We start from the raw sequence: 26,066 nt of genomic DNA, 5'->3' as shown, positions 1-26,066 counted from the left end.
CGCGGAATACTGGATCGCCCGGTCAAGCCGGGCGATGACAGCGGTGTTTGTCGGCGTATCAGTTGCGTAAACGTATGAGCGTGTGATGGCGTATGCGGCAACAGCCGGGGAGATGAATGCAGCGGTTCGGGCTGCGCCCGGCGTGCTGGCGCTCCAGCGCGCGCTGGTATGGCTGGTCGGCGCCTCCGGCGCGATCGTCTTCATCGAGCCGAGCCCCTACGAGATCGTGACGCTGCTGGCCACCGTCACCTTCTTCGCCACCGGCCTGCGTCTGCGGCTCGCTTTGATGCCGCTGCTGCTGATGCTGGTCCTGCTCAATATCGGCTACATGATCAGTGCGATTCCGCTGTTCGAGCAGTCCGAGGTGGTCAGCTGGATTGCGACCTCCTGGTACATGGCGGTGACGGTCGTGTTCTTCGCCATGGTCACGTCGGAGGACACCGCGGCCCGGCTCGACATGCTCCGCCGCGGGCTCGTGGTCGGCGCGATGGGCGCCTCGCTCCTGGCGGTCGCCGGCTACTTCCATTTGGTGCCCGGCGGCGACGACCTCCTCACCCTGTACGGACGCGCGCGCGGCACCTTCAAGGATCCGAACGTTCTCGGCGCCTTCCTGATCCTGCCGGCGCTGTTCTCGTTGCAGAGCGTCGTCTCCGACAAGGCCGGCAAGGCGTTCCGCAACGTCATCGCCTTCGGCATCATGTCGCTGGCGATCCTGCTCGCGTTCTCCCGCGCCGCCTGGGGCGGGCTGGTGCTGACATCCGCCTTCATGCTCGCGCTGATGGTGCTGACCAGCCGCACCAACGCGCAGCGCTCGCGCATCATCGTCATGGCGATCCTGGCCGCGGTGCTGGGCCTCGCGCTGATCGCGGTGCTGCTGTCGTTCGATTCCACCGCCGAGATGTTCAAGCAGCGCGCGAGCTTCGACCAGAGCTATGACGAAGGCAGGTTCGGCCGGTTCGGCCGGCACATCCTGGGAGCGGAGATGGCGCTCGACCTGCCGTTCGGCATCGGCCCTCTGCAATTCCACCGCTTCTTCCCCGAAGACACCCACAACTCCTATCTCAACGCCTTCATGTCCGGCGGCTGGCTGTCCGGCATCTGCTATCCCGCGCTGGTCTTCACGACCGTCATCGTGGGTGTCAGGCACATCTTCGTGCCTGTGCCCTGGCAGCGCGCTTATCTCGCGGTGTTCTCCGCCTTCGTCGGCACCGTCGGCGAAAGCTTCGTGATCGACACCGACCACTGGCGGCATTTCTGGATGATGCTGGGCGCGATGTGGGGCATGATCGCGGCTGCGCAGATCTACAAGGCTAGGGCTCGCGACGAAGCTTCTTCAGCTTGAGAGTGGGACGCTTTTCCGGCGGCGTATCGAGCAGGCCCTTCAGCGCCGCGGTTGCCGCGAGCACACCCTTGTAGCCCTCGGTCGCGAAACGCAGCAGCAGGCGTAGTTCCTGGTCGGAATAGGTGTTGAACACCTTCTCCATTGCCCGTTGCATCGGAACGTAGAACTGGCCGATCTTCATGGCTGCTTCCGGTACGACGGCAATGAAAACCTTGCGCCGGTCGTTTTCATCCCGCTCGCGGCGCACCAGGCCGGCCTTTTCGAGCCGGTCGACCACGCCGGTGATGGCGCCCGTCGTCAGGCCCGTGACCACGGCGAGCCGGCCGGCGGTGACACGTCCCTCGAGATAGAGGATGTCCATGCATTCGAGGTCGGAATTGGCAATTCCGGCAACGTTCGCAACGGTCTGGCCATAGAGCACGCCCTGCGCGGACGACCTGCGCATCGCCTCCTCGAGCTCCTGCAGCAGCGCAACGCGCGCCTTCGTCCTTGACAAGGCCCACCTCATCTCTTAGTCGATATATATCTTAGTCACTAAGATATTTAGCGACCGTAATTCTCCTAGCACCACGGAAACGTCGGGAGCAAGCCATGTCCTATCGTCCCCGCAAGGCCCTGATCATCGGCGCCGGTATCGCCGGGCCCGTCGCGGCGGTCCTGCTGCGCCGTGCCGGCATCGAGTCCGCGATTTACGAGGCCTGGCCTTATTCGAAAGGCATCGGCGGCGGCCTTCAGATCGCGCCGAACGGCATGCAGATCATGGACGAGATCGGCCTTTCGAACGAGCTGATAAGCCGCGGCTCGATCGCGGAATCGTTCGACTTCTATTCGCAAGGCGGAGAGAGGCTCGGCTCGATCAATCGCGACATGGCGCGACGCTTCGGCCAGCCCGCGGTCAATGTCTGCCGCGCCACGCTGAACGAGATGCTGATCGACAAGGCCTGGTGCGCGTGCGTTTCACTCTATTTCGAAAAGCGCCTGATCAAGATCGAGGATCGCGGCGACCAGCCGATCATCGCCTACTTCGCCGACGGCACCACGGCCGAAGGCGACTTCCTGATCGGCGCCGACGGCGTACACTCGGTGGCGCGGCGGCAGGTGGTGCCGGACGGGCCGCAACCGTTCGACACCGGACTGATCGGCTTCGGCGGCTTCGTGCCGCGCGCCGTCCTCGACGGCCGGCCGATTGGCCGGCACATCGAGACCACGTTCGGACAGAGCGGCTTCTTCGGCTACGGCTATTGCAGCCCCGATCCGGACGACGGCGTGATGTGGTGGAGCACGCAGCCGGCGCACGGCATGGACGCGGCGATGTTTCGCGCGCTCGACCCTGCAACGCTGAAGCAGCACCTGCGCGGCTTCCACCGCGGCTGGCACGATCCAATCCCTGGCATCATCGAGGCAGCCGAGAACATCGTGGTCACCGACACGCTCGACGTCGCCACCCTGCCGACCTGGTCGCGCAAGCGCTCGCTGCTGATCGGCGATGCCGCCCATGCGACCAGCCCCCATGCCGGCCAGGGCGCCTCGCTCGCGCTGGAGGATGCGATGCGCCTTGCCCGGTTGATGCAGCAAGGCCAGGAGCTCGGCGCCACCTTCCAGGCCTTCGAGGCCGAACGGCGCCCTCGCACCGAAAAGATCGTCGCCATGGCCCGCCGCAACGGCAACAGCAAGCGCGAGTTCAGCGCCACCGGCGCGTGGATCCGCAATCAGATGATGAAATGGCTGCTGCCGCTGGGCGCGAAGGGCATGGATTTCATGTACGCGTACGACGCGCGGGCGGTGTAGTGGCACGGTGCAGTAGGGTGGGCAAAGGCGCAACGCGCCGTGCCCACCATCTCCCCGCAATCGCGACAGACGTGGTGGGCACGCTTCGCTCTGCCCACCCTACGGAAGCTACGTCTGGGCCTCCACCGCGAACGTCAGCCCCGCGTTCCCGACCAGCCGCTTGATCAGCTTGTGCTGCATCGCCGCGCCCGGGGTCCAGAAGCCGGCTGCGACGTCGGTCGTGTCACGCAGCATGCAGATGGCGCATTCGGAGATCATCTTCGAGGTCGAGCCGTAGCCGGGATCGCGGTCGCCGGTGACGCCGGCGCGTACCATGCGGCCATCGGGTGCGATCGCGATATAGAGCAGATCGAACAGACCGTTTTCGCGCTCTTCCTTCGACGGCCCCTCCCCTGGCTTCGGAGCGTCGGGGCCGGTCTTGCCCGCATTGGCAGCCATCACGAGCTTGGCGTTGGCCTCGCCCTTCTCGCCGGGACCGGTCAGCACCATCTCGTCGTAAACGAAGTCCTGGCCGTAGGGGAATCCCATCAGCATGTTGGAGCGGTGAACGTTGCGCGTGTTGATCAGCGCCATCATGAACGGCGCCGCCCAGGATTGCAGATCCTCCTCGAAAGCTGCCCTGTTGCCTTTCGGCTGCTTCGGGCCGCTGAAGCCGGGCGTCAGCGCAAAATGATCGTTGAGAATGGCGACAAGGCTGAGATCCTTCGCCACGGCATCGAAGGTCGCCTTCGCGCTCGCGGCGGTGCCGCCCGAGAGCGTGCCGCGCATGTCGCGCACGCGGCCCTTCACGCGCGGGGCCGGCGCGCCGAAGACACGTTTGGCCTCTTCCTGGACGAAGAACGTACCGAGCTCGAACGGCACGGAATCGTAGCCGCAGGAAAACACGATCCGCGCGCCGCTCTCTTTTGCAGCCGCCTCGTACTTGTCGATCATCTGGCGCATCCAGATCGGCTCGCCGCAGAGATCGAAATAATCCGTGCCCGTGGCCACGCAGGCTGCGAGCAACTCCTCGCCGTAGAGCTGGTACGGTCCGACGGTGGTGATCACCGACATCGTCTGCTCCGCCATCGCCTTCAGCGAAGCCGCATCCGACGCATCCGCGACAATCAGCTCCGTATTCCCGGGCGCGCCGATCGCATCGCGCACCGATTTCAGCTTGCCGAGGCTGCGGCCTGCCATCGCCCATTTCAGCGCGTGGTCGCTCTTGTAGTGCTGGGTCAGGTATTCGGCGACGAGCTGGCCGGTAAAACCGGTCGCGCCATAGACGACGATGTCGAATTTCGCAGAGCTCATGGTCCGCCTTTACTTCACTTCTTCGCGTAGCTCACGCCCATGCCGGCACGGACATCGCTTTGAATACCATAGGGCGGGATCGGATAACGCAGGCCGTTCTTGGCCAGCGCCTTCATGCCCACAACCGCCTTGGCGAGATGTTCCGGCTTCAGGGCCATCAGCATCTCCTCGTCCGGCACGCCGCCATAGCGCCGTTCGGCATAGCATGGCAAGGACAGGCTGGGCTCACCGCTCTTGAGCGCCCTGCCCCAGGAATCGGCGCAAGCGGTCTCGCCGACCACGCCCCATTCGAACTTCTTGTAGCCGGTATATTGCAGCCCGTTGATCAGGATGATCATCTGCCCCGGCGTCGCATAGACGAGACAAATGTCCGGCGGATCGAGCCGGCCGCTCGCCAGCGGACTGACCGCGAGCGCCTGATATTGCCCGAACGGAACCACGTCCAGCGCCTCCTGGCGCTTGCGTGCGTCCTCCGCCGTGCCGTGCCAGACCCCGACATAGTTTTCTCCGGCGAGCCATTTCTCGTCCTGCGGTGCGAGGCCGATCACCGCGCGGCATTGCGCGCCGACGAGATCGTCGGCGGTGATGCCCACGGTCCAGCCCAGACGCGCCGCCATGCTGACGATCTGGTCGGTGGTGTGGACCGCGGTCGGCCGCCGGATTTTCGGGATTGCCTCCATGTCGGCGGTCCGCGCGAACAGCTTCATGCCGATCACCGTGGTCTTCAGCCGCAGCAGGCCGTTGAGATCGGCGACGAGGCCGGCAAGATCGATGCGGTCTGCACTCTGCTGTTGCATGGCGTCCTCCCGGCCGGCAGTCGCGCGCCGGCGCTGTTCTTGTTTCTTGAACGGTTCTAGTCCCTCGCCGGCCCCGGGAGCAACTCGCCGGTCCGGCCCATCAGGCGGTAGGCGACGAGCCCGATCCATTCGCGCACGGCGACCTCGGTTCGGCGGAGCCCGTCCGTGGCGACATTGGTGAAAGAGAGAAGATCGTCACGCCCGCCCATTCGCCAGTCCACGGGATAGGCTTCGACGTCAAATCCCGCCTTGCGAAAGATCCCCATCGAACGCGGCATGTGAAAGGCCGAGGTGACCAGGAGCCAGCGTTCGCCCGGTTTGGGCGCCACCAATTGTTTGGTGAAGATGGCATTCTCGTAGGTGTTGCGAGAGTCCCGCTCGAGGATCAGGCGCTGCTTCGCGATACCCAGATTCTCCAGGATCGGCGCGGAGTAGTCGGCCTCCCGCGAGTCCGTCGAAACCAGGTTCGCGGTGCCCCCGGTGAAAACAATACGCGTGCTCGGATAGCGGCGCGCGAGCTCAGCCGGCGCAAACAGGCGATCGGCCGCGTGCGCGACGACCGGCGTGCGGTGCGCCGCCGACAGATCGGTGTCGACGGAGCCGCCGAGCACGATGATGCCGTCGGGCGCACCCCGCGACGGATCCCACGGCGCAAAACGCGACTCCAGCGGATAGAGCAAAAGGTTGCCGAGCGGCGAGAACGCGGCGAGCGCCAGCAGGATCAGCGTGGCCGCGGCGAGCTTGCGGCCGAATGCGGCAAAGCGCGTCGCCATCAGGACGACCGAGACGATTCCGAGCTCGATCATGAAGTTGATCGGCAGCACCGCGGTGCCGAGGGTCTTTGACAGGACAAAAAGCAGGGGAGCCTCGCTGGAATGGTCGTGCCTGTTGCGCGCGGGCTTGACCCGCCCGTCGATCTTCAGAAAGCTTCTTGGAAGAGGATCGATTGCCTGGTCAAGCCCGGGCCTGTGAAACGGACGGACGCCACATGACCCATCACCACCTGCATTCCAGCCCCGAGACCTGCCATTGGGGCTTCTTCGAAGCCGCGCTCAAACCCGTCCTTACCGTCGCGAGTGGCGACGAGGTCACGGTCGATACCATCAGCGGCGGTCCGGACATGCTGCCCGACCGCGACACATTTCACATTCCGCCCGAGATGTTCGAGGTTCATGCCAAGAACGAGCGCATGCTGCCCGGCCATATCCTCACTGGCCCGATAGCGCTCGAGGGCGCCGAACCCGGCGACGTGCTCGCGGTCGAGATCCTCGACGTCCAGCTCCGGCAGGATTGGGGCTGGAACATGATCAAGCCCCTGTCCGGCACCCTGCCCGACGACTTTCACGAGACGCGTATCCTGAACATCCCGCTCGACCGGTCGCGGATGGTTGCCCGCATGCCGTGGGGGCTGGACCTGCCGCTCAAGCCGTTCTTCGGCGTGATGGGCGTTTCGCCTCCTCCCGCCTGGGGCCGCATCTCCTCGCTGGTCCCGCGCGCCATGGGCGGCAATCTCGACAACAAGGAGCTTGGCGCCGGCGCGACGCTGTACCTGCCCGTGTTCGTCCCGGGCGCGCTGTTCTCCTGCGGCGACGGCCATGGCGTGCAGGGCGACGGCGAGGTGTGCGTCACCGCGATCGAGACCGCACTCCAGGGCCGCTTTCGCCTAACGCTGCGCAAGGACCTCAGGCTCGATTATCCCCGCGGCGAGACGGCGACGCATTACATGACCATGGCGATGGACCCCGACCTCGACCAATGCGTGGTGCGGGCGCTGCGCGACATGATCGTGCTGCTCGGCGAGAGGCGCAATTTGTCGCGCGAGGACGCCTATACGCTGTGCAGCCTGGCGGCCGATCTGCGGGTAACCCAGACCGTCAACGGCTCCAAGGGCATCCATTGCATGATCGACAAGGCGATCGTGCACGGCTGAGCCGACCCGCCCACTCCTGACCTGTCGAGGCCACGCAGCCGCCGGCCTGTTCGCGCGGCGTGCCTCGTCATGCCTAATTTCCTTCGCGATTCCAACGGGCTGAGCGAGCGCCGCAGCCTGCAATTGACTTCTGCCTTCAAACCTAAATAGACTCTTAATCGTCACTTTTATGTACCTGCGTAAGAGGCTAGCGTTTAGGCATGGCCACCGAAAAAGCCGAGACTGACCGCATTCCCGTAACCTTGGCGCTCTCGACCATCACCTATCTGGAGAAGCTGGTGAGACAGGGCACCCACGGCACCAGCGTTCCCGGCGTCGCACGTACCTTGATCGAGGAAGGCATCCGTCTCGCCATCAAGGACGGGCTTTTGTCGATTCGCGACAATGGCAGGACGTGAGCGCGCGCCGAACGTGAGGCGGACGGATCTCGAGAAGCGGATGGCCGACATCTGCAACCTGGGACCGCACCAATGCCTGTTCTCTCACCGACTTCTTCACAAACCTGGACCGACGAACGCATTGAACTGCTGAGGCAGCACTTCGAGGCCGGCCTCTCCTGCCGCGAGATCGCCGCCGACATCGGCGTCAGCCGCAATGCCGTGATCGGCAAGCTGTCTCGCCTCAATCTGACGCGCGGCCGGACCATCGACGACCGCAAGGTTCAGGACAGGGGCTTGGCACCTTCGCGCGCGCCGCGGACCGTGCCGCGCCTGCAATACGAGATGCTCGCCACGATCTACGGCGAGACCGGTGCGCCGATGGTCGCCGGTCCGATCGACGACGCCAATCGCTGCTCGCTGCTGGAGCTTGCCGAGAACCGCTGCCGCTGGCCGATATCCACACCTGGCGCAGACGATTTCTGCTTCTGCGGCAACTCCGCGCCCGACGGCCAGTCCTATTGCGCCGGCCACAGCCGCATCGCCTACCGGCCGAATTCCCGCGCGCGCGTCATGCGCGGCTAGAGCCATGTCCAAGAGCCACGTTCTAAAGCCGTGTCCCAAAACGAAAAACCTCCGGCAGGGCATTGCCGGAGGTTCCTGGAGGTTTAGCATCAAGTCAGAGCCGCAACTTTCGTCATCGGCTGAGAGCTATATAGCTTAGTAACTCAGGTAAGTAAATAAACTTGGGCCGGTCGAATCGCATGGCTCGTCTTCGTTGCCCGCACGGGCTGCTGGATTTTCCGAAAGCGATCTTAGTAAAAAAAGCCCCGGCGGTGTCCCGCCGGGGCTGCGTCATATCCGAAGACCCACGTCTGAAGACCCAGGTAAGAAGACCAAGGCTTACCAGTTGCGCTGGGCGCGAACGAGCAGGCTATAGGTGTCCTGGTCCTTCAGCTCATAGGTCGCCGCGGGCTTGGCAACGCTCGTGAGCGCCGGCGTCGTGATCACGCCCGAGTACTTCTGGTCAAGGTGGCTGTAGGTGAAGTCAGCCGAGAAGGTCAGGTTCTTGACCGGGGTCCAGCGGGTGATGACACCGATCTGGCCGATGTTGAAGTCCGGGTTGCAGGTACCGGTCAGGGTCGCGAACGCGGCGCTGCCGCAGATCATGCCCTTGGCCGTGCCGCTGTAGTTGACGGCAGCCCACGCACCATAGAGCGCCGAGTTCCAGTACGGGCTCCAGTTGTGGGTGTAGGCACCACGGAAGCCGTAGGTCTTGGTCAGCTCGAGGCCGCTGCCGGGTGCGAACACCGCGTCAGACACGCCGGCGAAGCCGATGCTCTGATACGCGCCGCCCGAACCGCCGAACATCGAGTAGTTGGTCGCTGCCAGCTCCTGGAAGTTGTAGCGGCTCGCGCCGTCGGTGTAGACGCCCGAGATGTTGATCACGTCGCCTGCACCGGTCGGGATGTTCTTGATCGACAGAGCCAGCTGGACGGCCCAGCCCCACTTGTCTTCAGGATGACCCGTGGCTTCGCTCGCGCCGTAATAGCCGACGTGGTTGTCGTGCGCCGCGACCGAGGCCTGGAACAGGCCCCAGGCCTGGTCGACGCGGAGCGTACCGACGAGATCGGGGGCGCGGGTGCCGCCGAGATCGTTGGAGCCGTAGGCACCGCCGAGGACGCCGGTGGTGGACATGCCGGCCGTATTCCACAGCGCGGTCTGGAACACCTGCGTCTGGTCCTGCGCCGAGACGATCGCCGTTATGCCTTGGCCCAGATCGGCGGTGTAGGTGAACTGGGCGACACCGTTGGTGGTGCCGCTACCGCCGACGAGCTGGTCGAAGTTGTTGCCGGGATAGTTGATCCAGGGCGCGTCGAACTGCGACACCGCCTTACCCATGGTGAAGCCGGCGAACTGGATGAAGGCGTAGTAGACGCCGAGCGCGCCGCCCGAGATCCCCCCGTCGGTGCCGTTGACGGCGCCGCCGCTGGACCCGATCAGACCCGTGCCTGCGGCGTTGAGGCCGAGCGTGCTGCTGTACTGGGTGGCACCCGTTCCCGAACCGGCGCCGACATAGTTGCCGGTCGTCCAGGTGAAGACCGCATCGAAATAGGTGCGGACAACGCCGTACTCGGTCGCGGTGCGCGTGTCGATGTTGAGATCTTCACGAGCGCGCATCGAGTAATAGTTCGTCAGGCGGTTATTGGCCGCGAAGACGTTGTTGTACTGGGCGCTGTAGTTGCCGCCGGCATTGAGCGCCACTTCGGCACGCAGATAACCGCCCAGCTTGATGCAGGTGTCGCTGCCCGGGATGTAGTAGAAACCCGCACCGTAAAGCGAGCAGACCTTCACATACTCGACCGCCTTGGCCTTGACCGGAAGATCAGCCGCCTGAGCTCCACCGACGGCGATCAGACCCGCCGCAGTGCCGAGCAAAAGGCTCTTCACCACTTTCATATTAAAACCTCCAAGTTGCTCATTTTACGAAGACCGGACCGTGAGGCCCCCCAGATCCCCGTCTTGCAAATCCGTTCGGCCGCTTTGCGCTTTCGGACACACCCGCTTTCGACGCGAGGGACGTGAGCGAACCAGCTGCAACGGGACGATCGAGAACCCCCCACCGTCACGAAGCAATATGCCTGCGCCGTTGACTAATCAAAATACCTTATTTAGTCAGCTTTGTGGTTTCACTAAACCTGTACCCCATACGCAACACTCAGGCGAAGCGATCCGTGAGCAAATCATCTTTGTAGTTTGAGTGACAAAATTAGCCTGCTCTGCACTTGCGTCAGAGCAGGCTTGCGTGGACTATGGCTTGCACCACACCGGCCGCATACAAACCAGATCACGGGAGTGACGCTGTGTCAGCGACGAGGAAAGAAGGGGCGCGCCTCCGCCCCATCGGCAATCTGGATATCATCAGGCGCTTCACCTGGGAGATATCGTCGATCAACATGTATCTGGAGGAGCTGCGTCAGTTCTGGGCGAGAACGCTCGGCATCAGCGGCCCGCAATGGCTGATCCTGATGGCGATCTCCGACCTCGACAAGGACGACGGCATTCCGGTCAACGTCGTCTCAAAACTCCTCCACGTCGACCCGTCGTTCGTCACGACCCAGTCCAAGCTGCTCGAGAAGAAGGGCCTGTTGCGCCGCCGCCCCTCGCCGACCGACGCAAGGGTGGTCCGGCTGTCCCTGACCGAGAAGACCCAGAAGCACCTGGCCAGCCTCACCGAGCAGTACAAGACGATCAAGGAATTCGTCTTCCAGGAGTTCGACGAGAAAGAACTGACGGAATTCACCACCAAGCTCGCGATGTTGAAAACCCGTCTCGAAAAGGCCTGCGTCCGCCTGACTCTCGACTTCTGAGGCGACGTCCTTAGATGCGGCCCGCCGCGCCGAGCCGGGATTCGAGCCAATCGAAAATGTATTCATTGGCAAGGCTTGGATTGTCCGCATGGGCCTGCGCCGCGCCGGTTTCCGCCGCGGTGAATACCTTCAACATGACATCCGAGCTGCCGAGCCGGGACGTCTGGACGATCTGACGCGCCCGATCGGCCTTGAGCCAGCCGTCCTCGCCGAGCGTGATCAGCACCGGACAGTCGGCGCTGGAGGCCATCAGCGGAGCATGCGGCACCGGAACGATGCTGACGTCGCTCATCGCGAATCGGCTGGCAAAGAAGGCCCGTTCGTGCAGGTCCCACAGGCCGCCATCGCACACGGCGGCGGCAAGCCGCGGCTCCTGCAGCACGGCGCGGGCCACGAAAGAAGAGCCCCAGCCATCGGCGACGATCGCGACGCGCCCGAAATCGACGTCGCTGCACGTCTCCAAATAGTCCATGACGCACGGAATCGCACTCTCGAGATCCCGGCGCCGCAACAGCCCGTCGAGATAATCGTCGCGCTGATCACCGAACAGGTCCAGCGCCAGCAGCGAGAAGCCGCGCTCGCGCGCATGCGGCGCGAGCTTGAACAGAAACTCCTCCTTGCGGTGACCGGGCTCGCCGATGCAGATCACGGTCGGAGCTCGCACGCGTCCCGACGGCGCGGGCAGGAAATAGCCCTGCAACGAATGGCCGTCGAGCCAGGGTATCGTCATGACTTCCCCGGCCGGATCGCGCGCGGCGAGAAAGCGGCGGGCGCAATCCTGCATCGCGAGGACCGCGACCCAGCGGCGCTCGTCCGCCTGATCGAGCGGCATTGCGGCCGCACTGTAGTAATTCATGGCGCGGAGCCAGTTGCGCTGCGCCGTCGCCCTGTGACCTTCCGCGAACGCGGCCTCCGCACGAAGCCGATTGGCTTGCGCCAGATTCTTCCACTCGCGATGCCAGGACTGGTCTTCGCCCCGCTTCAGCTGCCGCGCGATCATCAGGCATTCCGCGATGGTGGCGCCGCCCTCCTGGGCCGCGGTCAGGAGCCGCGTGAACTCAGCGGAGATGTCCTCTCGCTCCGGGCAAAGGATCCAGTCGTCGGAGAGGCATGCGGGTATCATCGGGAGCTACGCTCTGGTCATCGCCTTACACATGATTGACTAAACTATTTTGGTTCCCTGACCAAGCTGCCGTGCGCCGAATGAGAGCCGTTCGAGATCACCATCGCTTGAACGAAGGGACGTATCGCATGCGTGACATTCCAATTGGTCATGAGTGGTCGACACTGGCAGGAAACGCCGGCAGCGAACTGGCAAGAGATGGCACGCGAAATTGCCCGAGCGCCTCTTGCCATGATGAGCATCATACCTATATCCGCGCGCGCTCGGCGCCCGCTTCAACCGAGCCGCCAGCCGACCTCTTGCGTAAAACTTTCGTAGAAGGATCTTTCGTAGGCCTGCTCCGGCGTAGCACGAACGCGCTCGTCAAGGCGCTTTGCGTCCTCGCCCACGAGAATGCGCCATTGCTCCGCCTTGACCCCATCGAGGATGATACTGGCGGCCTGCGCCGCCGTCGTCGGCGCATCCTCGAGGAAGCTGCGGGCACGCTCGGCGAACACCGCCTGGATGTCCTCGTCCGACATCTTGTCGGCATCCGGCACGCCGGCCGCGACCATGCGCTTGCGGGTCAGCGCGACCTCGTCGGGGTTGAGCCGCTCCGAGCCGTCGGCGCTCTGCACCTTGCGCGAATTGGAGACGATCGAGGTGCCGATATGGCCGGGCATCACCACCGAACATTTGACGTGCGGCGCGTGCAGGCGGAGATCATTGATCAGCGCTTCGGTAAATCCCTTCACGGCGAACTTCGCCGAGCTGTAGGCGGTGTGGGACTGGTTCATGCCGATCGAGGCCCAGAAGCCGTTGACGCTCGCGGTGTTGACGATGTGGGCCTCGTCGGCTGCGACCAGCATCGGCAGGAAGGTGCGAACGCCGAGATAGACGCCGCCCCAGCAGATGTTGAAGGTGCGCTCCCACTGCTCGCGCGTGTTGGTGAACAGGCTGCCGCCGCCACCGATGCCGGCGTTGTTGAACAGAAGATGGATCCGGTCGGTCTTCTGCTGCTCGGCGAGCTCGTCGCGGAATCGCTTGAGATGATCCTCGATCGAAACGTCGGCGATGTGGGTCGTGACGCGCAGGCCCTGCGGCAGCTTCTCGACCTCGCACAGCCGCTTGGTCTCGGCCATCGCGGCTTCCGAGACGTCGCACATCGCGACATTGCAGCCCTCGGCGACGAGCTGCCGCGCGAGCTCGCGTCCCATTCCCGTGCCGCCGCCGGTGATGACGGCGATCTTTCCTGCAAAATCCTTCATGGGACTTTCGGCCCCTCCCCTTGTCGGTATGTTTCTTCATGGCTAAGCCGCGCATCGGAGCGCGCGCAAAATGTAGCAGCGCCGCATCCGCAGGTAAAAGCGGATCGGCGCTGCCGTGCTCATCAGTAATTTCGGGGCGTGGACTATTCGGCCGCCTCGACGCGCCGCCCGTTCAACGCGCCGAGCCCGTCCAGTGCCTTGCGGATCGTCGCCTGCTGCGCGCTTGAGGCCTCCGGCATCGGCGCGCGCGGATAAGTCCTGGGCAGGCCCTGCAGCGTCTGCGCATAGCGCGTGCAGGCCGGCAGATTGTCGGCGATCACGGCGTTCCACAGCGTCAGCAGCTTCTTGTGCAGGTCGAGCGCGCGCGGATGGTCACCCGCCTTCACCGCATCCCACAGCGCGACGGAGGCATGCGGCGCCGCGGTCAGGATCGCGGCGATCGAGCCATGGGCCCCTAAAGTGTAGGACGGATACATCAGGGCATCGACCGCACTGTAGATCAGCTTGTCAGGCGCCATCATCATGAGATCCGCGAACAGCTTCAGATCGCCCGCGCTCTGCTTGACGCCGACCACCAGCGGCACCTCGGTCATGATCCGCGTCAGCAGCGCCGGCGAAAGATACGACCACGGCACCACATTGTAGATGATGATGGGCATGCCGGTCTCATCCGCCATGGCGCGGAAATGCGCCACCATCGCCTCGTCGTCCGGCTTGAACAGATAGTGCACCGGCGTGACCTGGAGCGCGGCGACATTCATGTCGCGCACCAGCTTGCCGCGGCGGATCGCATCGCGGGTGGAATCGACGATGATGCCGGCGATCACGGGAATGCGTCCCTTCACCGCGGCGACCGTCGCCTCCATCAGGTCGCGATATTCCTCGTGATCGAGCGTGTGCCCCTCGCCGGTCGAGCCGCCGGCCGCGACGCCATGCGCGCCGGCCCCGATCATCCAGTCGACCTGAGGCGCCACAAGCGTGTAGTCGATCTCGCCATCCTTGCGGAACGGCGTCGTCATCGGCGGGATCACGCCGGTCGGTCGTGCCTTCATGGTCTGCCCTCGCGTTTCCATATCCCTTGTGGCGCTCCCGCTCTTTTGGCGGGTGCCCACGGTCCTGCGAGCCTACCGGCTGCGCGCGGCCTGTGAAGCGCCACCGGCGCGGCGCTGCCCCCACAATCGATCATCCCTGCGACTCACCCCCGCCGGTTCCCCGTATTTGTCCGGCTTCGGTTTAGGGGCAATTTTTTTACAATCCGAAACGTCAAATGGACTCCGGACGCCGGGTCGAGTCGGCCATGCCAGCGTGTTGTTTGCGTCACAGGCTCTGGCACTCCGCTTGCATCCTCTTCGTGGTCAGAAACTACCGATGAGGTGACTGGAATGTTCGTGACCGTCGTTGCCGTGCTCTGCCGGCTGAGTGCAGCCAGCTCAGGCAGTTGCATCGAGGAAATCGTGACCGACAGCAACATGACGCCCGAGATGTCGATGATGCAGTGTGCGATCGGCGCACAGGCCCCATTGGCAAAATGGATGGGCGAACATCCGATCTACCACGCTAACTGGCGGCTCGATCGCTACAAATGCGTGCCGGGACACTACGAGATCAAGGGCCACGCCTAACGCTCCGCAAAACTACTGATACCAAGACGACGGACCAAGACTAAAAACGAGGAAACGCCCCGGGGGCCGCATGGTCTTTCCGCGCGGGCATCGACAGCGCCAGACCCCATTGCGGCGGCGCTCTTTGTGACAACGATCACACCTCCCCCTTGAGCCACTGCTCGCAAGATGATCGCACGCGCACGCCGCCCTTCCGGCGTCGGCATCAGCGCGTAATTGTGCGGCTGGTCACGGAGCAGATGCAGCTCGACCGGCACGCCAGCCGCCGTCGCGCGGTCCGCGAGCTCGACGCTATCAGGAAAGAGCAGATCGCGCGTGCCCGAGAAGATCGTCATAGGCGCAAGCGCGCGGAACGCGCCATTGAGCGGACTGACGAAGCGATGGCCAATATCGAGCTCGCCGGCATAGAGGCGGCCCGCCTCGAGGTTCCCCGGAATATCCTGGATCGGATCGCGCGCCGCGATCGCAACCTGCTCCGGGCGGCTGACCGATGCATCGGCCGCCGGCGAGATCAGCACCATCCGGTTCGGCTGCCGATACCCGCGATCGCGCAGCCATTGGCATGCGGCGAGCGCGAGACCGGCGCCGGCGGAATTGCCGACCACCGTGACCTTTGCGGACCCGGCATCCTCCAGCAACATCCGCAACAGCTCGGCCGTCGCCGGCACGACGTCCTTCGGTCGCGCGCGGTGCAAGCGGATAGATCGGAACGACGCAGCACACGCGCGCCCCACGCGTCATCTGGCCAACGAAGCGCCAATGCGCCGTCACGATCTCGTTGATGTAGCCGCCACCATGCAGGAACATGACGTAGTTGCAGCCCTCATGACCCGATGACGGCGCCGTGTAATAGACCGGCCATCCTCCCATCTTGGTCAGCGTCGCCTCGACGCCGCGCCCGAGCCCCGTCGGCTCAAACGAGGCCGGCTGCAACGCGAGCTTCTGCACATGCGCCCGCACCGCTTCAGCCGAAGCGAGCTGCTCCTTATACGGAAGCTGCCGCAGCAGCAGGTTGAAGGCACGGCTTTGCAAGCTTGGTGCGGGATCGCGCCGGGCCGGCGTACCGAAAACGCAGCCGCCCGGACAGAACTGCAAGGCCGACACAAGTCTTGCAACGCTCATGGCCACGTCCCCATCTGGCTCTTTCGACACGGCGACAAAGAGGCTTGCCGACCCGCCGCCATTTGCCGCTATAATGCGAGCATTCACTCGCTTTTCCTACTCGCATTCAGATCACAAGGCCGTGGCCCGCAAACCGCCCACAAGCCCCCGGAAAAACGCCTCGCAGGAGCGTTCCCGCGCTACCGTCGACGCACTTGTCGAGGCAACTGCTCGCATTCTCGTCAAGGAAGGCTTTGAGAAAGCCAGCACCAACCGCATCGCTGAAATCGCCGGCGTCAGCGTCGGCTCGCTCTATCAATATTTTCCCAGCAAGGAGGCGCTCGTTGCCGCCGTGATCGACCGTCACAACGAGCAGATCATGGGCCTGGTCCGCGTCGCGCTCGCGGAAGTCGCCGACCTGCCGATCGAGAAAGCCGTGCGCAAGCTCGTCACCGTCACGATCGAAGCCCACCGCATCAACCCGAAACTACATCGGGTCCTCGCCGAGCAGATCCCCCGCACCGGCCAGCTCAAGGACGTCGAAGCCTTCAACCGCGAAGTCCACACCCTCGTGCGCGCCTATCTCGAAAGCCGCCGCAAGGAGATCCGCAAGATCGACCTTGGCTTGGCCACCTTCATCTGCGTCAGCGCGATCGAAGCGGTCGCGCACAACACGGTGCTGAACCAGGCCGAGATGCTCTCGGAGAAGATGGTGCGGACGCTGGTGGACGAGACGACTAGGATGGTGGTGGGGTATTTGAGCGACTATTGATCCGGCGAAGGAGATTGATCTCGAGGCGAACGCAAACATGCGTGCTGGCGGCACGGTTGACCAAACGTCGCGCACGACATCGGGCGCGGCACTCCGACGCTGCCCCTGCGCATATGAAGTTCCGCCTCAACAGCGCTCGTACAAGAAAGTCAATCATCGGTCCCGCGTGGTCGCGAGGCGCGCGTCTTCTTCGCGGTCTTCTTGGCCGATTTCTTCGGAGCTTTTTTTGCTGCGTTTTTGATCATATTGGGCTTTTGGTTGGCAGAAAAACTCCCTACTGCATTAAGCGCGGTGCCGATCTGGTCAATTGTCAACGAGGGTACAAAATCCGTATCCTCGTACAGCGCCTTCATAGCTTCTTTGTCTCGTTCAACCAGGTCGGATGCCCTGTTAGATTGGCCGTTGCCTGCCACCCAGGCCGCATCCCAGATCATTGCCAGATACCGGGCTCCTAACGCCATCACCTTGCCGGTCTTGTCTCGCGTGGCTTTCCAAAATTCGGCCTTAAACGCATTCGTGCCGTTCTCGAAACCACCCTTTTGCTCAAATATCCTGATGAGCTCGACCGGCGGCAGGGTATCGGCCACGTCCTCCATGAGCTGGACTAGTGCCATGGCCGCATCCTTGCCACTTGTGACAAGCGCCAGCCCGTGATCGTCGCCAAAATTCTTGGTAATCTCCGGCAAGAGTTCGCCTTTTGCGGCGGCGTAACCGATCATCTGGGTCTCGTATGAACTGTGCACCCCTTCGCCCCAATAGGATGTGACAGGGGTGTTCTTGCCACGGCTACGTGCTTTGCTAATGCGTCCGTCAACAAGGCGGTCTTCATCACCGTCATGCATACTCGTGCAATGTAGCGGCTGCGACGCGTCGCCGACGTAATGTGCCAATGTGCCTGCCGCTGCAACAAATGCATCGAGGTCCGTAGCGGCATAGCCGCGCATCGCTTCGAAATACTGCCAAACCCGGAACGGCAGAACCCCACTCTTGTAGTCGGGTTTGGAGCGCTTGCCACGACCCTCGTAATAGGCAATCCACGCCGACGTGGACAGCAATGCAGAATTCTTTAGGCAAGCCTCGCGCAGCGTCCTGTAGTTGGCGAACGCTCCGTCCGCGTCGCAATGATGCTGCGGATGCTCCGGGCCGGTCGAGCGAAACCCTGCTTGCGCGACGTCTCGTCCGCCCTTGACCCCGTTCTCCTTGCCGGCCTGTGTGGTGTGACCTTCGGGAAACTTCTTCCAAACGATATCGGCCACGTCAGCGAGCGGCACGAAACCTGATTCGATCAGTGTGCCCTCCTTGATCGCGTCCTTGTCGCCAAGCGCCTTGAGACCAACGCTGATCGCGTCGATGTTCGCTTCGAGCAGTCGCTTGAGCTTGGCGTCTTTGACCAGACCTACGGCGAGCCGGCCGATGCTGTAGTGTCCAAAGGCGCCCCATGTACCGGAAACACTGTCGTCTCCGGGGACAACGAGGTCGACGCCCATCAGGCGACACACCGTGCTCAGAGCGGAGGCCACCGAAAAACTGGATCTGACGTTTCCATTGGCGAACACCTGCGCACCCCATTCGATGGCGAGCGGACGCAACGGACGCGCCTCAGGTGGCCGCATGTCTTTCTCGTCCTCGGGCCGGTCTGCGATCTGCCAAAGCATTCCGCTATCGCCATGGCGGGGGCCCAATTCGCCGGCCTCCGGGCTGATCAGGAAATCGCTCACATAATCGAAGCCGCCGGTCGAGCGGTAGCGATAGAACAACGCCTTGACTTTGCCACGCACCAGCCCCGAGGCGGCGCCGATGGCCACGACGTCGCTGTCGATGATCTTCAACGACAGGTTCTGCTCATACAAGTCGAGCATCGGCCGAATCGGAGGCAGACCGTAGATGTTGGGGGTCCAATCCCCAAGGCGTTCGAGCTTAACCAGCCCCGCGTCGATCCCTAGCCAGGTCTGGCGCATTGGAAAAGCCGGGTACACTTCCGAGAACAACTGTCGTGTCAGTTGATTTTCAGCGCTAACTCCGATCGGCTGTTGGCCTTGACGCAGTTCCGCGGAAAGCTCGGTTCCGGGCGCGCCGCAGACATGTCGCGCCGTCAGTGCATAGGTCAGGTGTCCGTCAGTGACGAGACACCCGGCCGTTCCGAAGCGCTCCTCACCCTGCACCTCCACATGCAACGCCAAGCCTCCGCCGAACGTCTCGGTTGGCCGCGGCACCGCCACCCGACCCTCCTTTTGCGATGCGGCCACAGGCTGCGCCAGTACGGTGCAAACTGGTACGGCACGTCCATCCGGCAAGAACAAAGTCTTAGGCACGACCTGCCAGGGCTTGGCTTTCCCTTTTGGTCCAAAGTCGCTCTCGCTAAACCATTCGCGAACGAAGACCAGAACGCAGGGCCATGAATAGGAGCGGACGTGCGATTGAAAGAGAGTTCGGGGCACCACCTTGCTTTCGTCGGGCGGTGGTGAGCCATCCTTCGGATCGGTGTCCCTGATAAGGTAGGAGCCGACAGCCGTGCCGACGACGTTGTCCTTGCTCATGAGATGGAAATGATAAAGGTCTCTTGCCTCGATCAGATCCTTTATCGAAAGCGCACTGAATTCGTATTGTCCTAGATGATCCATGAGCCCCCTCCCACATCTTTCATTGGCCGCGAGCCGCGACCGCGGATTGATCAAACTGGCCTCCGGCACGGGCCGGCGAAGTTTAACGAGAGTAGCCACGTGCGACCGACATTTCGGTCGAAGCCGGATCGATCTGGCCGCCATCGAAGAAGCCCGCAATTTGGTCCCCGACATCGCCGTCGATCATGAATTTTTCGGGATGCTTGGTCCTGTCGCGCCGCGCCGCGTTGAGCGCGCGAAAGATCAGCCATTCATCGTGCGAGCCGAGGCTGAAGTTCACACCCGCTTTCAGGCTGTAAAATCGGAAGAAATCGAGACGCTTGGTGCTCCAGCCGTCGCGTAATTGGTATTGCGCGTCGTTGACAGAGGTCCGCGGTCCCAAACGCTCCCAAGACGGATTCGGGTCACTGTATTCCTCCCGGAAGTCCGGATCGAAAGCGAACTTGCGCGCGAAGTAGGCCTGAATGCCATCTGTCAGGGTCTCGCCTTCCTTGAGGAAGAACGATTGTACGTCGCGCGGCCCAATGAAATAGAAGGCGTCGAAATGCTGGCCCGTATTGACCAGGGTCTTGTCGACATCGCGGTGACCGATCTTGGTATCGTTCTCGACCAGCACCGTCGTCCACATACGCATATAATCTCCGCCGAACGGCCTGCCGGCGGTGCTGATGAGCTGATTGAGATCGATTCCGAGCGTATCAGCATGCTCGTTCATCAAACCGGTGCCGGCCTTCGACTCAAGCTGGTACTGCGCCGGATTGAGTATCCAGAACCCCTCGCCCCACCTCTCCAGCAACACACGCTCGACGTGCCGCGCGACGTCAACGTTTGTGGTCGAATAACCGCCGCCACGCGAACTGATGGGGCAGCTCAGATAGACAACAAGCTTGTCTTCGGCCTTTGCCCGAAGGATGTCCCGTCGAAGCTTCTGTATCTGTAGATCGAAGATGTCGTACCAGGGTCCGGTATGCCAGATATACTTGATCGGAAAGCCAGGGACCGGCGCTTCAGCCTCGCCGATTGTGCCACGCGCTTGTTGGACCGTGGGGGCCTTGCTCCACTTTCTTGTAACGGCAGCATCTTTCGTCATGCATCGAACCACGAGCGTGCGAGTTAAAATCAATCGAGTAAGCGGACGCCTAAAAGTGCTTCTCTGAGCACGTCCCAGTGGGCGGATTTGCCCGGCAAGTATCGCTTACATCCATAACGTGCCGCGGGCTAACGTTGAACAGCGAGCCTTTTGGATTTTCGCAGTCGATAATGCGCCGCCCTTCGCTGACGGTCGCTTCGCGCTTCCTGCGCATCAAAAACGATCGAGAGCAATTTGAGATTCGAGATACGCATCAACATCCTAACGTCGAAAGATAAAAATAAATTCCACAACTTAAGCGAGAACTCTAAGCTCTACTGTAGAATCTTTCAACAGATAGATGCTGTGGAGGCACGCCAATCTTGAGGTGAGGTGGGGCGCACCAATATCGGAAGCCGCCGCAAGGAGATGCGCAAGCTCGATCCGAGACTCGCAGCCTCCATGTGCGTCAGCGCAATCGAGGCGGTCGCGCACAACACGGTGCTGAACCCGATCGAGATGCTCGCGGAGAGGATGGTGCGGACGAAGCGGACAGTGGTGGGAATTTGAGCTAGCCGCTCTACCAGCTCCACAGGCCGCCACGAAGACATCCTACCCCTGTTTTGCCCGACACGTCAAACCGCTTCGGAAAAACATCACCCCGCCAATGACTTCGCTACTGTGCATGGGGTTGTTTTCGGCATTTTGGTTGACCAGCCACCGCAGCAGCCCCCGCTGCCGATCGTGGCGCATGCGTCACCGGCGGCAGCTGGCTCCGCGCCGCCCCTCAATCCACCCGATAGATGCTTTGAAAAAAATGGTCGGAGCGAGAGGATTTGAACCTCCGACCCCTAGTCTCCCAGACTAGTGCGCTAACCGGGCTGCGCCACGCTCCGAACGTCGTTCCATTAGCTAGGATCGCCGGTTTGCGCAAGGCGAGGTGACACCATTTTGGTGTCGCCATCGAAAGGCACTGGAACTGCCCCAAAGCCGAGGAGATCCGGCGTCAGGCGTCCTTCAGCGCCTGATCCAGCATTTCGCGGCAGGCGATGAGCTCGGCGAGCACCCGTCCTAGGCGCTCCCGGTCGATGGCGCTGGGGCCGGCGGCCGCGGCGGGGGTGCCGCCCTTGCGGAAGGTGGTGAGGATTTCCTCGTCGTCGGTCTCGGAGAAGCGGAAGTCGATGCCCTCCTCCTCCTCGCCCTGGTAGTCGTCATCGTCGCTGTCGCGGGCGCCGCGGACGCCGGTCTCCTCCTCGGGCTCCATCAGGCTGGCGCCGACGGCGTCCTCGATGGCGCCGAACGAGACCGCGGCCGCACCGTCGGCGAGGCCCTGCACCGATTTGACGCCGTGTTCCTTGAGGATCCGCTGCACCCCGCGGATGGTGTAGCCCTCCCCGTAGAGCAGACGGCGGATGCCCTTGAGCAGGTCGACGTCGTCGGGGCGGTAATAGCGGCGGCCGCCGCTGCGCTTCATCGGCTTGATCTGGGAGAAACGCGTCTCCCAGAACCGCAGCACGTGCTGCGGAATGTCGAGTTCCTGCGCTACTTCGCTGATGGTTCGGAACGCATCCGGCGCCTTGTCCAAATGCCAAATCCTTATCCGGAGGCGGATTACGCCTCGGGTTGCGCCTTGCTGGCGTCGCCATTGGTGCGGTGCTGGGCGTTGATGCGCTGCTTCAGGATCGCCGACGGCTTGAACACCATGACCCGGCGCGGCGAGATCGGCACCTCGGTGCCGGTCTTGGGATTGCGACCGATGCGCTGACCCTTCTTGCGGACCATGAAGGAGCCGAACGAGGACAGCTTCACCGTCTCGCCTTTCTCAAGGCAATCGGTGATCTCCTTCAGCACGAGTTCCACGAAGGCGGACGATTCCGTCCGCGACAGCCCCACCTTCTGGTAGACGGCTTCGCACAGATCGACACGCGTTACGGTTTTACTTTGATCGGTCATCGCCCTGCCCCACATCACGGCGAACAATTGTTGTCTGAAATTATGAGCTTACGATACGGCGGTCAACAGCGCTCATCAATGCAGGCGCATCGATAATCCGCTCTGATTCGGGCAAAATTTTATCGACTGTGGCTTACCAGCGCACCAGCGCGGAGCCCCAGGTGAAGCCGCCGCCCATGGCCTCGAGCAGAACCAGGTCGCCACGCTTGATGCGGCCGTCCTTGCGCGCCACCGACAGCGCCAGCGGGATCGAGGCCGCCGACGTGTTGCCGTGAAGGTCCACCGTCAGCACCACCTTCTCCGGCGCGATATGGAGCTTGTGCGCGGACGCGTCGATGATTCGCTTATTGGCCTGGTGCGGCACGAACCAGTCGATGCTGTCGGCATTGAGCCCGGTCGCCTCGAAGGCATCGACGATCACGTCGGTGATCATGCCGACCGCGTGCTTGAAGACCTCGCGGCCCTCCATGCGCAGATGGCCGACAGTCTGGGTCGAGGACGGGCCGCCGTCGACGAACAGCTTCGCCTTGTGGCGGCCGTCGGAGCGCAGATGCGTGGTCACGATCCCGCGGTCGGTCGCGGCATTGCCCGGCTGCTCCTGCGCCTCCAGCACCACCGCGCCGGCGCCGTCGCCGAACAGCACGCAGGTGCCACGGTCGGTCCAGTCGAGGATGCGCGAGAAGGTTTCCGCCCCGATCACCAGCGCGCGCTTGAAGGCACCCGTGCGCAGGAAATTATCGGCGGTGGCAAGCCCGAACACGAAGCCCGAGCACACCGCCTGAAGGTCGAAGGCCGCGCCATGGGTGATGCCGAGCCCGTGCTGCACGGCGACCGCGCTTGCGGGGAAGGTGTTGTCGGGCGTCGAGGTCGCGAGCACGATCAGGTCGATCGACTGCGCGTCCACGCCGGCATCGGCGAGCGCAGCCTGCGCCGCCTTGAGCGCCAGATGCGAGGTGAACTCGCCCTCGGCTGCGATATGCCGCTCGCGAATGCCGGTGCGCTGCACGATCCACTCGTCGGACGTGTCAATGCGCGCCGCCAATTGGGCGTTGGTCACCACCTGCTCCGGCAAATAAGAGCCGCAGCCCAGCACGACCGAACGAATTTGAGTCACGAAACAGCCTCCTGCGCGGCCTGCACGGAATTGAGTGCACCACCTTCGCGGTTGAGCATCTGATTGATCTTGTTGAGGAGATCGAATTTGACCATCTCATAGCCAACATCGATCGCATAGGCAAAGCCTTCGGAGCTGATTCCGCCATGGCTCTTGACCACGATCCCGTTCAACCCCAGCAACACGCCGCCGTTGGATTTGTTCGGATCCATCTTGTTGCGCAGGGCCTGGAAGGCGTTGCGCGCAAAGAGATAGCCGAGCTTTGACAGCCAGCCCCGCTTCATCTCGTTGCGGAGCAATTCCGCCATCTGCCGCGCGGTTCCCTCCGCGGCCTTCAAAGCGATGTTGCCGGCGTAGCCTTCGGTCACGATGACGTCCGCGACCCCCTTGCCGATGCCGTCGCCCTCGACGAAGCCGACATAGTCGAGCTCGGGCAGGTTCCTGGCGCGCAGGATTTCGCCGGCCTCGCGAATCTCCTCGTGCCCCTTGATCTCCTCGACCCCGATATTGAGCAGGCCGACTGTGGGACGCGTCTTGTTGAACAACACGCTGGCCATCGCTGCGCCCATGATGGCGAGCGACACCAGATGGTGCGTATCGCCGCCGATGCTGGCGCCGAGGTCGAGAACGACGGAATCGCCGCGCCTGGTCGGCCACATGCCAGCGATCGCGGGACGGTCGATGCCCGGCAGCGTGCGCAGGTGGAAGCGCGACATCGCCATCAGCGCGCCGGTATTCCCGGCGGACACCGCAACATCCGCCTCGCCCTTTTTCACCGCATCGATGGCAAGCCACATGGAGGAGGTCCTGCGGCCGCGTCGCAGCGCCTGGCTCGGCTTTTCCTCGCCGCTGACCGCGACATCGGTATGGATGATCTTCGACGCGGCCTTCAGCGCGGGGTGGCGGTCGAGTTCGGGCTCAATCTTGGCGCGGTCCCCGATCAGCAGGAATTCGATCTCGCGATGCCTCTGGAGCGAGATGGCGGCGCCTGGAATGACCACGGCGGCGCCGGCGTCGCCCCCCATGGCGTCAAGCGCGATGCGAACCTTGCTTGGCATAAAAGTCCTGGAAACCTGGTCTGGTGCGGTCTTGAACGAGCGGGGCCGCAAATGGGTTCGCCACGAACATGGCGGTCGGTCAAGCGCCACTCCGCACCCGGACCGGGGCGCGACAATAGCGTTTTGCTACCCCGAAACAACCTCTTGCCCCCAGCCTTTTGCATTCGGGAACATCGGGCTGCGGACGGACTAATTCACAAGAAATACATGAAAATCAAATAGATAATTTGACCCTTCAAACCATCATCGCAAACACCTCACGCCCCGTAGCAAAGCGGTCCTCCGGGGAAGACAGCACCTATTTGTCCTTCTTCCTCTCCTGGAGTGCCTTCAAGACCGCAAAGGGATGGTCCTCCGGATCGGGGGCGATGACCTCGGGCTCAAACACCACCCCCGGCTTCCGCGGATAGGGATCGACCGCCAGGAACAGAGCGTCGGTGGCGAGCCGGCCGAGGTCGATGATCCCATTGACGATCGCCTCCGGCGGGTCGGCGACCTGCTCCTGATCGTCCTTGCCCTCCTCCATCAGGTCGGCCAGGCGGCGGACCTCGGCCTCGGGGGCAAATATCAGGTCCACCTCCTCGTCGATCTCGCTCTCCATGGGGTCAAGCGTGACCACACAGGTCTGGCCGATCCGTGCGCGGACGTGCCCCGTGACCTGGATCCGGTCGCCGCTTTTCGGCACGACATCGAAATCGGCCTGGACCGAGACAACCTCCCGCAAACCTGCCGTCTCGGCCATGGCTTGCCGCTCGGCGGCCGAGGCCTCGAGCTTGCGATGCAGGCCGGTGTCCGGGATCTGTGCAACGATGACGGGCACCCGCCAGGGATCGGGCCCGGATGCTGGTATCGGTCGGCTCATGGCGTGACATCCTCAGGGAGCGCTGGGGGAAACTTGAAGGACGCACCCAGCAGTGCGGCCTCGCCGGTCCGGCCGAGGTCGGCCTCGGCAGCCCTGGCATAGGCCGCGAGCCGCTGCGCCTGGTCCATGCCGGCCCCATTCAAGATATTCTTGCAGATTGCCGATGCCAGCGCCTCGCCGCCGCTTTCCATGGCCTGATCGTAAGCCTGGACCCGGCCGTAAAACGCCTCGCCGAAGGCCCGCATCCGCTTCGGCACGGTCTGGTCGCCTATCCCCATCTCGCGCAGATTGTCGTCCATGTCCTCGCAGAAGCGGTCGAACAGCGCCTGCGACAGCTCGGTGGCGCCCTGAACCGTGCGCAGACGGCGCAGCAGCAGCCACAGGTGCAGCAGCAACAGATCGAAACGCCCGTTAACGGTATCCGGCACGCCCAAGTCGCGGTAAAATATGGGTTCTCGCGCCTGCGTCACGATCATGCCATAGATGGCTTCAATGGTGCCCGGCGAGGCGAGGCGGGGTTTCCTGAAGTGATTGAACGGCCAAAGCATTGTGGTTTCCGCAAGCGGGCGCGCGCGTGTTGCATTCAGAGCCTCCGCCCGGTACTTCAGCGCCTCGCGCGACGCAAG

The 26,066-nt window shown here is 63.1% G+C and carries 26 protein-coding genes, 1 tRNA gene and 1 pseudogene; 9 read left to right on the top strand and 19 right to left on the bottom strand.

Features of this window, described 5'->3' with window-relative positions:
• The first annotated feature begins 85 nt into the window (after positions 1–85).
• Complete coding sequence (locus AC0L27_RS19725) at positions 86–1,342, top strand: O-antigen ligase family protein (RefSeq protein ID WP_354209925.1); 1,257 nt, start codon at positions 86–88, stop codon at positions 1,340–1,342.
• Here AC0L27_RS19725 and AC0L27_RS19720 read toward each other — a convergent pair.
• Positions 1,311–1,787 (bottom strand): MarR family transcriptional regulator, encoded by a 477-nt coding sequence (locus tag AC0L27_RS19720; protein ID WP_354209964.1) that lies wholly within the window; start codon positions 1,785–1,787, stop codon positions 1,311–1,313. The two genes, AC0L27_RS19725 and AC0L27_RS19720, sit on opposite strands and share 32 nt — an antisense overlap.
• A gap of 146 nt (positions 1,788–1,933) precedes the next feature.
• On the opposite strand from AC0L27_RS19720, the gene AC0L27_RS19715 reads away from it, so the two are divergent.
• Positions 1,934–3,130, top strand: coding sequence for an FAD-dependent monooxygenase (locus AC0L27_RS19715; protein ID WP_354209926.1), 1,197 nt, complete (start codon positions 1,934–1,936; stop codon positions 3,128–3,130).
• Between the two features lie 108 nt (positions 3,131–3,238).
• Here the strand turns inward: AC0L27_RS19715 and AC0L27_RS19710 are convergent, their stop codons facing one another.
• Genes AC0L27_RS19710 through AC0L27_RS19700 form a run of 3 tightly spaced genes read right to left on the bottom strand, consistent with a single transcriptional unit; the run spans position 3,239 to position 6,044 of the window.
• Positions 3,239–4,423, bottom strand: coding sequence for a saccharopine dehydrogenase family protein (locus tag AC0L27_RS19710; protein WP_354209927.1), 1,185 nt, complete (start codon positions 4,421–4,423; stop codon positions 3,239–3,241).
• A gap of 14 nt (positions 4,424–4,437) precedes the next feature.
• On the bottom strand, positions 4,438–5,220 hold the full coding sequence (locus AC0L27_RS19705; protein WP_275171359.1) for a DUF169 domain-containing protein: 783 nt from the start codon (positions 5,218–5,220) through the stop codon (positions 4,438–4,440).
• A gap of 56 nt (positions 5,221–5,276) precedes the next feature.
• The gene (locus AC0L27_RS19700) at positions 5,277–6,044 is read right to left on the bottom strand and encodes a YdcF family protein (protein ID WP_473320068.1); all 768 of its coding nucleotides are present in this window, start codon (positions 6,042–6,044) and stop codon (positions 5,277–5,279) included.
• Positions 6,045–6,208: 164 nt separating this feature from the next.
• Here AC0L27_RS19700 and AC0L27_RS19695 point away from each other — a divergent pair, with 164 nt between their 5' ends.
• From AC0L27_RS19695 to AC0L27_RS19685, 3 genes are all read left to right on the top strand, one after another.
• The gene (locus AC0L27_RS19695) at positions 6,209–7,150 is read left to right on the top strand and encodes an acetamidase/formamidase family protein (protein WP_354209931.1); all 942 of its coding nucleotides are present in this window, start codon (positions 6,209–6,211) and stop codon (positions 7,148–7,150) included.
• Positions 7,151–7,350: 200 nt separating this feature from the next.
• Complete coding sequence (locus AC0L27_RS19690) at positions 7,351–7,548, top strand: hypothetical protein (RefSeq protein ID WP_007603456.1); 198 nt, start codon at positions 7,351–7,353, stop codon at positions 7,546–7,548.
• Between the two features lie 72 nt (positions 7,549–7,620).
• A complete protein-coding gene (locus AC0L27_RS19685; protein ID WP_354209932.1) occupies positions 7,621–8,112 on the top strand; it encodes a GcrA family cell cycle regulator in 492 nt (163 codons plus the stop codon).
• A 318-nt stretch (positions 8,113–8,430) separates the two neighbouring features.
• On the opposite strand, the gene AC0L27_RS19680 is transcribed toward AC0L27_RS19685, so the two are convergent.
• Positions 8,431–9,987 carry a porin gene (locus AC0L27_RS19680; RefSeq protein WP_354209934.1) on the bottom strand — a complete coding sequence of 519 codons (1,557 nt, stop codon included), beginning with the start codon at positions 9,985–9,987 and terminating at the stop codon, positions 8,431–8,433.
• Positions 9,988–10,391: 404 nt separating this feature from the next.
• On the opposite strand from AC0L27_RS19680, the gene AC0L27_RS19675 reads away from it, so the two are divergent.
• Positions 10,392–10,898, top strand: coding sequence for a MarR family winged helix-turn-helix transcriptional regulator (locus tag AC0L27_RS19675; protein ID WP_354058918.1), 507 nt, complete (start codon positions 10,392–10,394; stop codon positions 10,896–10,898).
• Positions 10,899–10,908: 10 nt separating this feature from the next.
• Here the strand turns inward: AC0L27_RS19675 and AC0L27_RS19670 are convergent, their stop codons facing one another.
• The 3 genes from AC0L27_RS19670 to AC0L27_RS19660 all read right to left on the bottom strand — a co-directional run bounded on the left by AC0L27_RS19670 (position 10,909) and on the right by AC0L27_RS19660 (position 14,320).
• Complete coding sequence (locus AC0L27_RS19670) at positions 10,909–12,021, bottom strand: alpha/beta hydrolase family protein (protein ID WP_354058917.1); 1,113 nt, start codon at positions 12,019–12,021, stop codon at positions 10,909–10,911.
• 275 nt (positions 12,022–12,296) lie between these two features.
• Entirely contained in the window at positions 12,297–13,268 is a 972-nt protein-coding gene (locus AC0L27_RS19665; protein ID WP_354209935.1) for an SDR family NAD(P)-dependent oxidoreductase, read from the bottom strand.
• A gap of 143 nt (positions 13,269–13,411) precedes the next feature.
• Entirely contained in the window at positions 13,412–14,320 is a 909-nt protein-coding gene (locus tag AC0L27_RS19660) for a dihydrodipicolinate synthase family protein (protein WP_275171367.1), read from the bottom strand.
• Between the two features lie 330 nt (positions 14,321–14,650).
• Between AC0L27_RS19660 and AC0L27_RS19655 the strand changes: the two genes are divergently transcribed.
• On the top strand, positions 14,651–14,890 hold the full coding sequence (locus tag AC0L27_RS19655) for a hypothetical protein (protein WP_007611067.1): 240 nt from the start codon (positions 14,651–14,653) through the stop codon (positions 14,888–14,890).
• Here AC0L27_RS19655 and AC0L27_RS19650 read toward each other — a convergent pair.
• Positions 14,887–15,585, bottom strand: coding sequence for an alpha/beta hydrolase fold domain-containing protein (locus AC0L27_RS19650; RefSeq protein WP_354209936.1), 699 nt, complete (start codon positions 15,583–15,585; stop codon positions 14,887–14,889). The genes AC0L27_RS19655 and AC0L27_RS19650 overlap by 4 nt on opposite strands.
• Before the next feature lie 43 nt (positions 15,586–15,628).
• Positions 15,629–15,697, bottom strand: a pseudogene (locus AC0L27_RS19645) (hypothetical protein); the annotation flags it as partial.
• Between the two features lie 205 nt (positions 15,698–15,902).
• On the opposite strand from AC0L27_RS19645, the gene AC0L27_RS19640 reads away from it, so the two are divergent.
• Complete coding sequence (locus tag AC0L27_RS19640) at positions 15,903–16,763, top strand: TetR/AcrR family transcriptional regulator (protein ID WP_473320065.1); 861 nt, start codon at positions 15,903–15,905, stop codon at positions 16,761–16,763.
• 149 nt (positions 16,764–16,912) lie between these two features.
• On the opposite strand, the gene AC0L27_RS19635 is transcribed toward AC0L27_RS19640, so the two are convergent.
• Together AC0L27_RS19635 and AC0L27_RS19630 are read right to left on the bottom strand one after the other, a co-directional pair.
• On the bottom strand, positions 16,913–19,384 hold the full coding sequence (locus tag AC0L27_RS19635; RefSeq protein ID WP_354255472.1) for a hypothetical protein: 2,472 nt from the start codon (positions 19,382–19,384) through the stop codon (positions 16,913–16,915).
• A gap of 82 nt (positions 19,385–19,466) precedes the next feature.
• Positions 19,467–20,474 (bottom strand): hypothetical protein, encoded by a 1,008-nt coding sequence (locus tag AC0L27_RS19630; protein WP_354255475.1) that lies wholly within the window; start codon positions 20,472–20,474, stop codon positions 19,467–19,469.
• A 372-nt stretch (positions 20,475–20,846) separates the two neighbouring features.
• On the opposite strand from AC0L27_RS19630, the gene AC0L27_RS19625 reads away from it, so the two are divergent.
• Positions 20,847–21,023, top strand: a complete 177-nt coding sequence (locus AC0L27_RS19625) for a hypothetical protein (protein ID WP_354209940.1) — start codon at positions 20,847–20,849, stop codon at positions 21,021–21,023.
• Positions 21,024–21,271: 248 nt separating this feature from the next.
• On the opposite strand, the gene AC0L27_RS19620 is transcribed toward AC0L27_RS19625, so the two are convergent.
• The 7 genes from AC0L27_RS19620 to AC0L27_RS19590 all read right to left on the bottom strand — a co-directional run bounded on the left by AC0L27_RS19620 (position 21,272) and on the right by AC0L27_RS19590 (position 25,988).
• A tRNA-Pro gene (locus tag AC0L27_RS19620) sits at positions 21,272–21,349 on the bottom strand.
• A gap of 110 nt (positions 21,350–21,459) precedes the next feature.
• Complete coding sequence (locus AC0L27_RS19615; RefSeq protein WP_354058913.1) at positions 21,460–22,038, bottom strand: MerR family transcriptional regulator; 579 nt, start codon at positions 22,036–22,038, stop codon at positions 21,460–21,462.
• Between the two features lie 26 nt (positions 22,039–22,064).
• Positions 22,065–22,406, bottom strand: coding sequence for an integration host factor subunit alpha (locus AC0L27_RS19610; RefSeq protein WP_018456841.1), 342 nt, complete (start codon positions 22,404–22,406; stop codon positions 22,065–22,067).
• 133 nt (positions 22,407–22,539) lie between these two features.
• On the bottom strand, positions 22,540–23,520 hold the full coding sequence (locus tag AC0L27_RS19605; protein ID WP_473320062.1) for a beta-ketoacyl-ACP synthase III: 981 nt from the start codon (positions 23,518–23,520) through the stop codon (positions 22,540–22,542).
• Positions 23,517–24,578 (bottom strand): phosphate acyltransferase PlsX, encoded by a 1,062-nt coding sequence (plsX, locus tag AC0L27_RS19600; RefSeq protein WP_354058912.1) that lies wholly within the window; start codon positions 24,576–24,578, stop codon positions 23,517–23,519. Before plsX ends, AC0L27_RS19605 begins: the two co-directional genes overlap by 4 nt.
• A gap of 298 nt (positions 24,579–24,876) precedes the next feature.
• Entirely contained in the window at positions 24,877–25,440 is a 564-nt protein-coding gene (locus AC0L27_RS19595) for a YceD family protein (RefSeq protein WP_354210764.1), read from the bottom strand.
• On the bottom strand, positions 25,437–25,988 hold the full coding sequence (locus AC0L27_RS19590; protein WP_473320059.1) for a ubiquinol-cytochrome C chaperone family protein: 552 nt from the start codon (positions 25,986–25,988) through the stop codon (positions 25,437–25,439). Before AC0L27_RS19590 ends, AC0L27_RS19595 begins: the two co-directional genes overlap by 4 nt.
• Positions 25,989–26,066 lie beyond the last annotated feature (78 nt).

This window comes from Bradyrhizobium sp. Ken51 (assembly GCF_055807435.1).
The sequence above is the reverse complement of the archived record's forward strand: the minus strand, read 5'-3'. Positions and strand labels throughout refer to the sequence as shown.

Excerpts from the sequence above, each read along its gene's own strand:
- AC0L27_RS19725 (WP_354209925.1), top strand. The coding sequence starts at position 86 with ATGGCGTATGCGGCAACAGCCGGGGAGATGAATGCAGCGGTTCGGGCT.
- AC0L27_RS19720 (WP_354209964.1), bottom strand. The coding sequence starts at position 1,787 with ATGCGCAGGTCGTCCGCGCAGGGCGTGCTCTATGGCCAGACCGTTGCG.
- AC0L27_RS19715 (WP_354209926.1), top strand. The coding sequence starts at position 1,934 with ATGTCCTATCGTCCCCGCAAGGCCCTGATCATCGGCGCCGGTATCGCC.
- AC0L27_RS19710 (WP_354209927.1), bottom strand. The coding sequence starts at position 4,423 with ATGAGCTCTGCGAAATTCGACATCGTCGTCTATGGCGCGACCGGTTTT.
- AC0L27_RS19705 (WP_275171359.1), bottom strand. The coding sequence starts at position 5,220 with ATGCAACAGCAGAGTGCAGACCGCATCGATCTTGCCGGCCTCGTCGCC.
- AC0L27_RS19695 (WP_354209931.1), top strand. The coding sequence starts at position 6,209 with ATGACCCATCACCACCTGCATTCCAGCCCCGAGACCTGCCATTGGGGC.
- AC0L27_RS19690 (WP_007603456.1), top strand. The coding sequence starts at position 7,351 with ATGGCCACCGAAAAAGCCGAGACTGACCGCATTCCCGTAACCTTGGCG.
- AC0L27_RS19685 (WP_354209932.1), top strand. The coding sequence starts at position 7,621 with ATGCCTGTTCTCTCACCGACTTCTTCACAAACCTGGACCGACGAACGC.
- AC0L27_RS19680 (WP_354209934.1), bottom strand. The coding sequence starts at position 9,987 with ATGAAAGTGGTGAAGAGCCTTTTGCTCGGCACTGCGGCGGGTCTGATC.
- AC0L27_RS19670 (WP_354058917.1), bottom strand. The coding sequence starts at position 12,021 with ATGATACCCGCATGCCTCTCCGACGACTGGATCCTTTGCCCGGAGCGA.
- AC0L27_RS19665 (WP_354209935.1), bottom strand. The coding sequence starts at position 13,268 with ATGAAGGATTTTGCAGGAAAGATCGCCGTCATCACCGGCGGCGGCACG.
- AC0L27_RS19660 (WP_275171367.1), bottom strand. The coding sequence starts at position 14,320 with ATGAAGGCACGACCGACCGGCGTGATCCCGCCGATGACGACGCCGTTC.
- AC0L27_RS19655 (WP_007611067.1), top strand. The coding sequence starts at position 14,651 with ATGTTCGTGACCGTCGTTGCCGTGCTCTGCCGGCTGAGTGCAGCCAGC.
- AC0L27_RS19635 (WP_354255472.1), bottom strand. The coding sequence starts at position 19,384 with ATGGATCATCTAGGACAATACGAATTCAGTGCGCTTTCGATAAAGGAT.
- AC0L27_RS19630 (WP_354255475.1), bottom strand. The coding sequence starts at position 20,474 with ATGACGAAAGATGCTGCCGTTACAAGAAAGTGGAGCAAGGCCCCCACG.
- AC0L27_RS19610 (WP_018456841.1), bottom strand. The coding sequence starts at position 22,406 with ATGACCGATCAAAGTAAAACCGTAACGCGTGTCGATCTGTGCGAAGCC.
- plsX (WP_354058912.1), bottom strand. The coding sequence starts at position 24,578 with ATGCCAAGCAAGGTTCGCATCGCGCTTGACGCCATGGGGGGCGACGCC.
- AC0L27_RS19595 (WP_354210764.1), bottom strand. The coding sequence starts at position 25,440 with ATGAGCCGACCGATACCAGCATCCGGGCCCGATCCCTGGCGGGTGCCC.
- AC0L27_RS19590 (WP_473320059.1), bottom strand. The coding sequence starts at position 25,988 with ATGCTTTGGCCGTTCAATCACTTCAGGAAACCCCGCCTCGCCTCGCCG.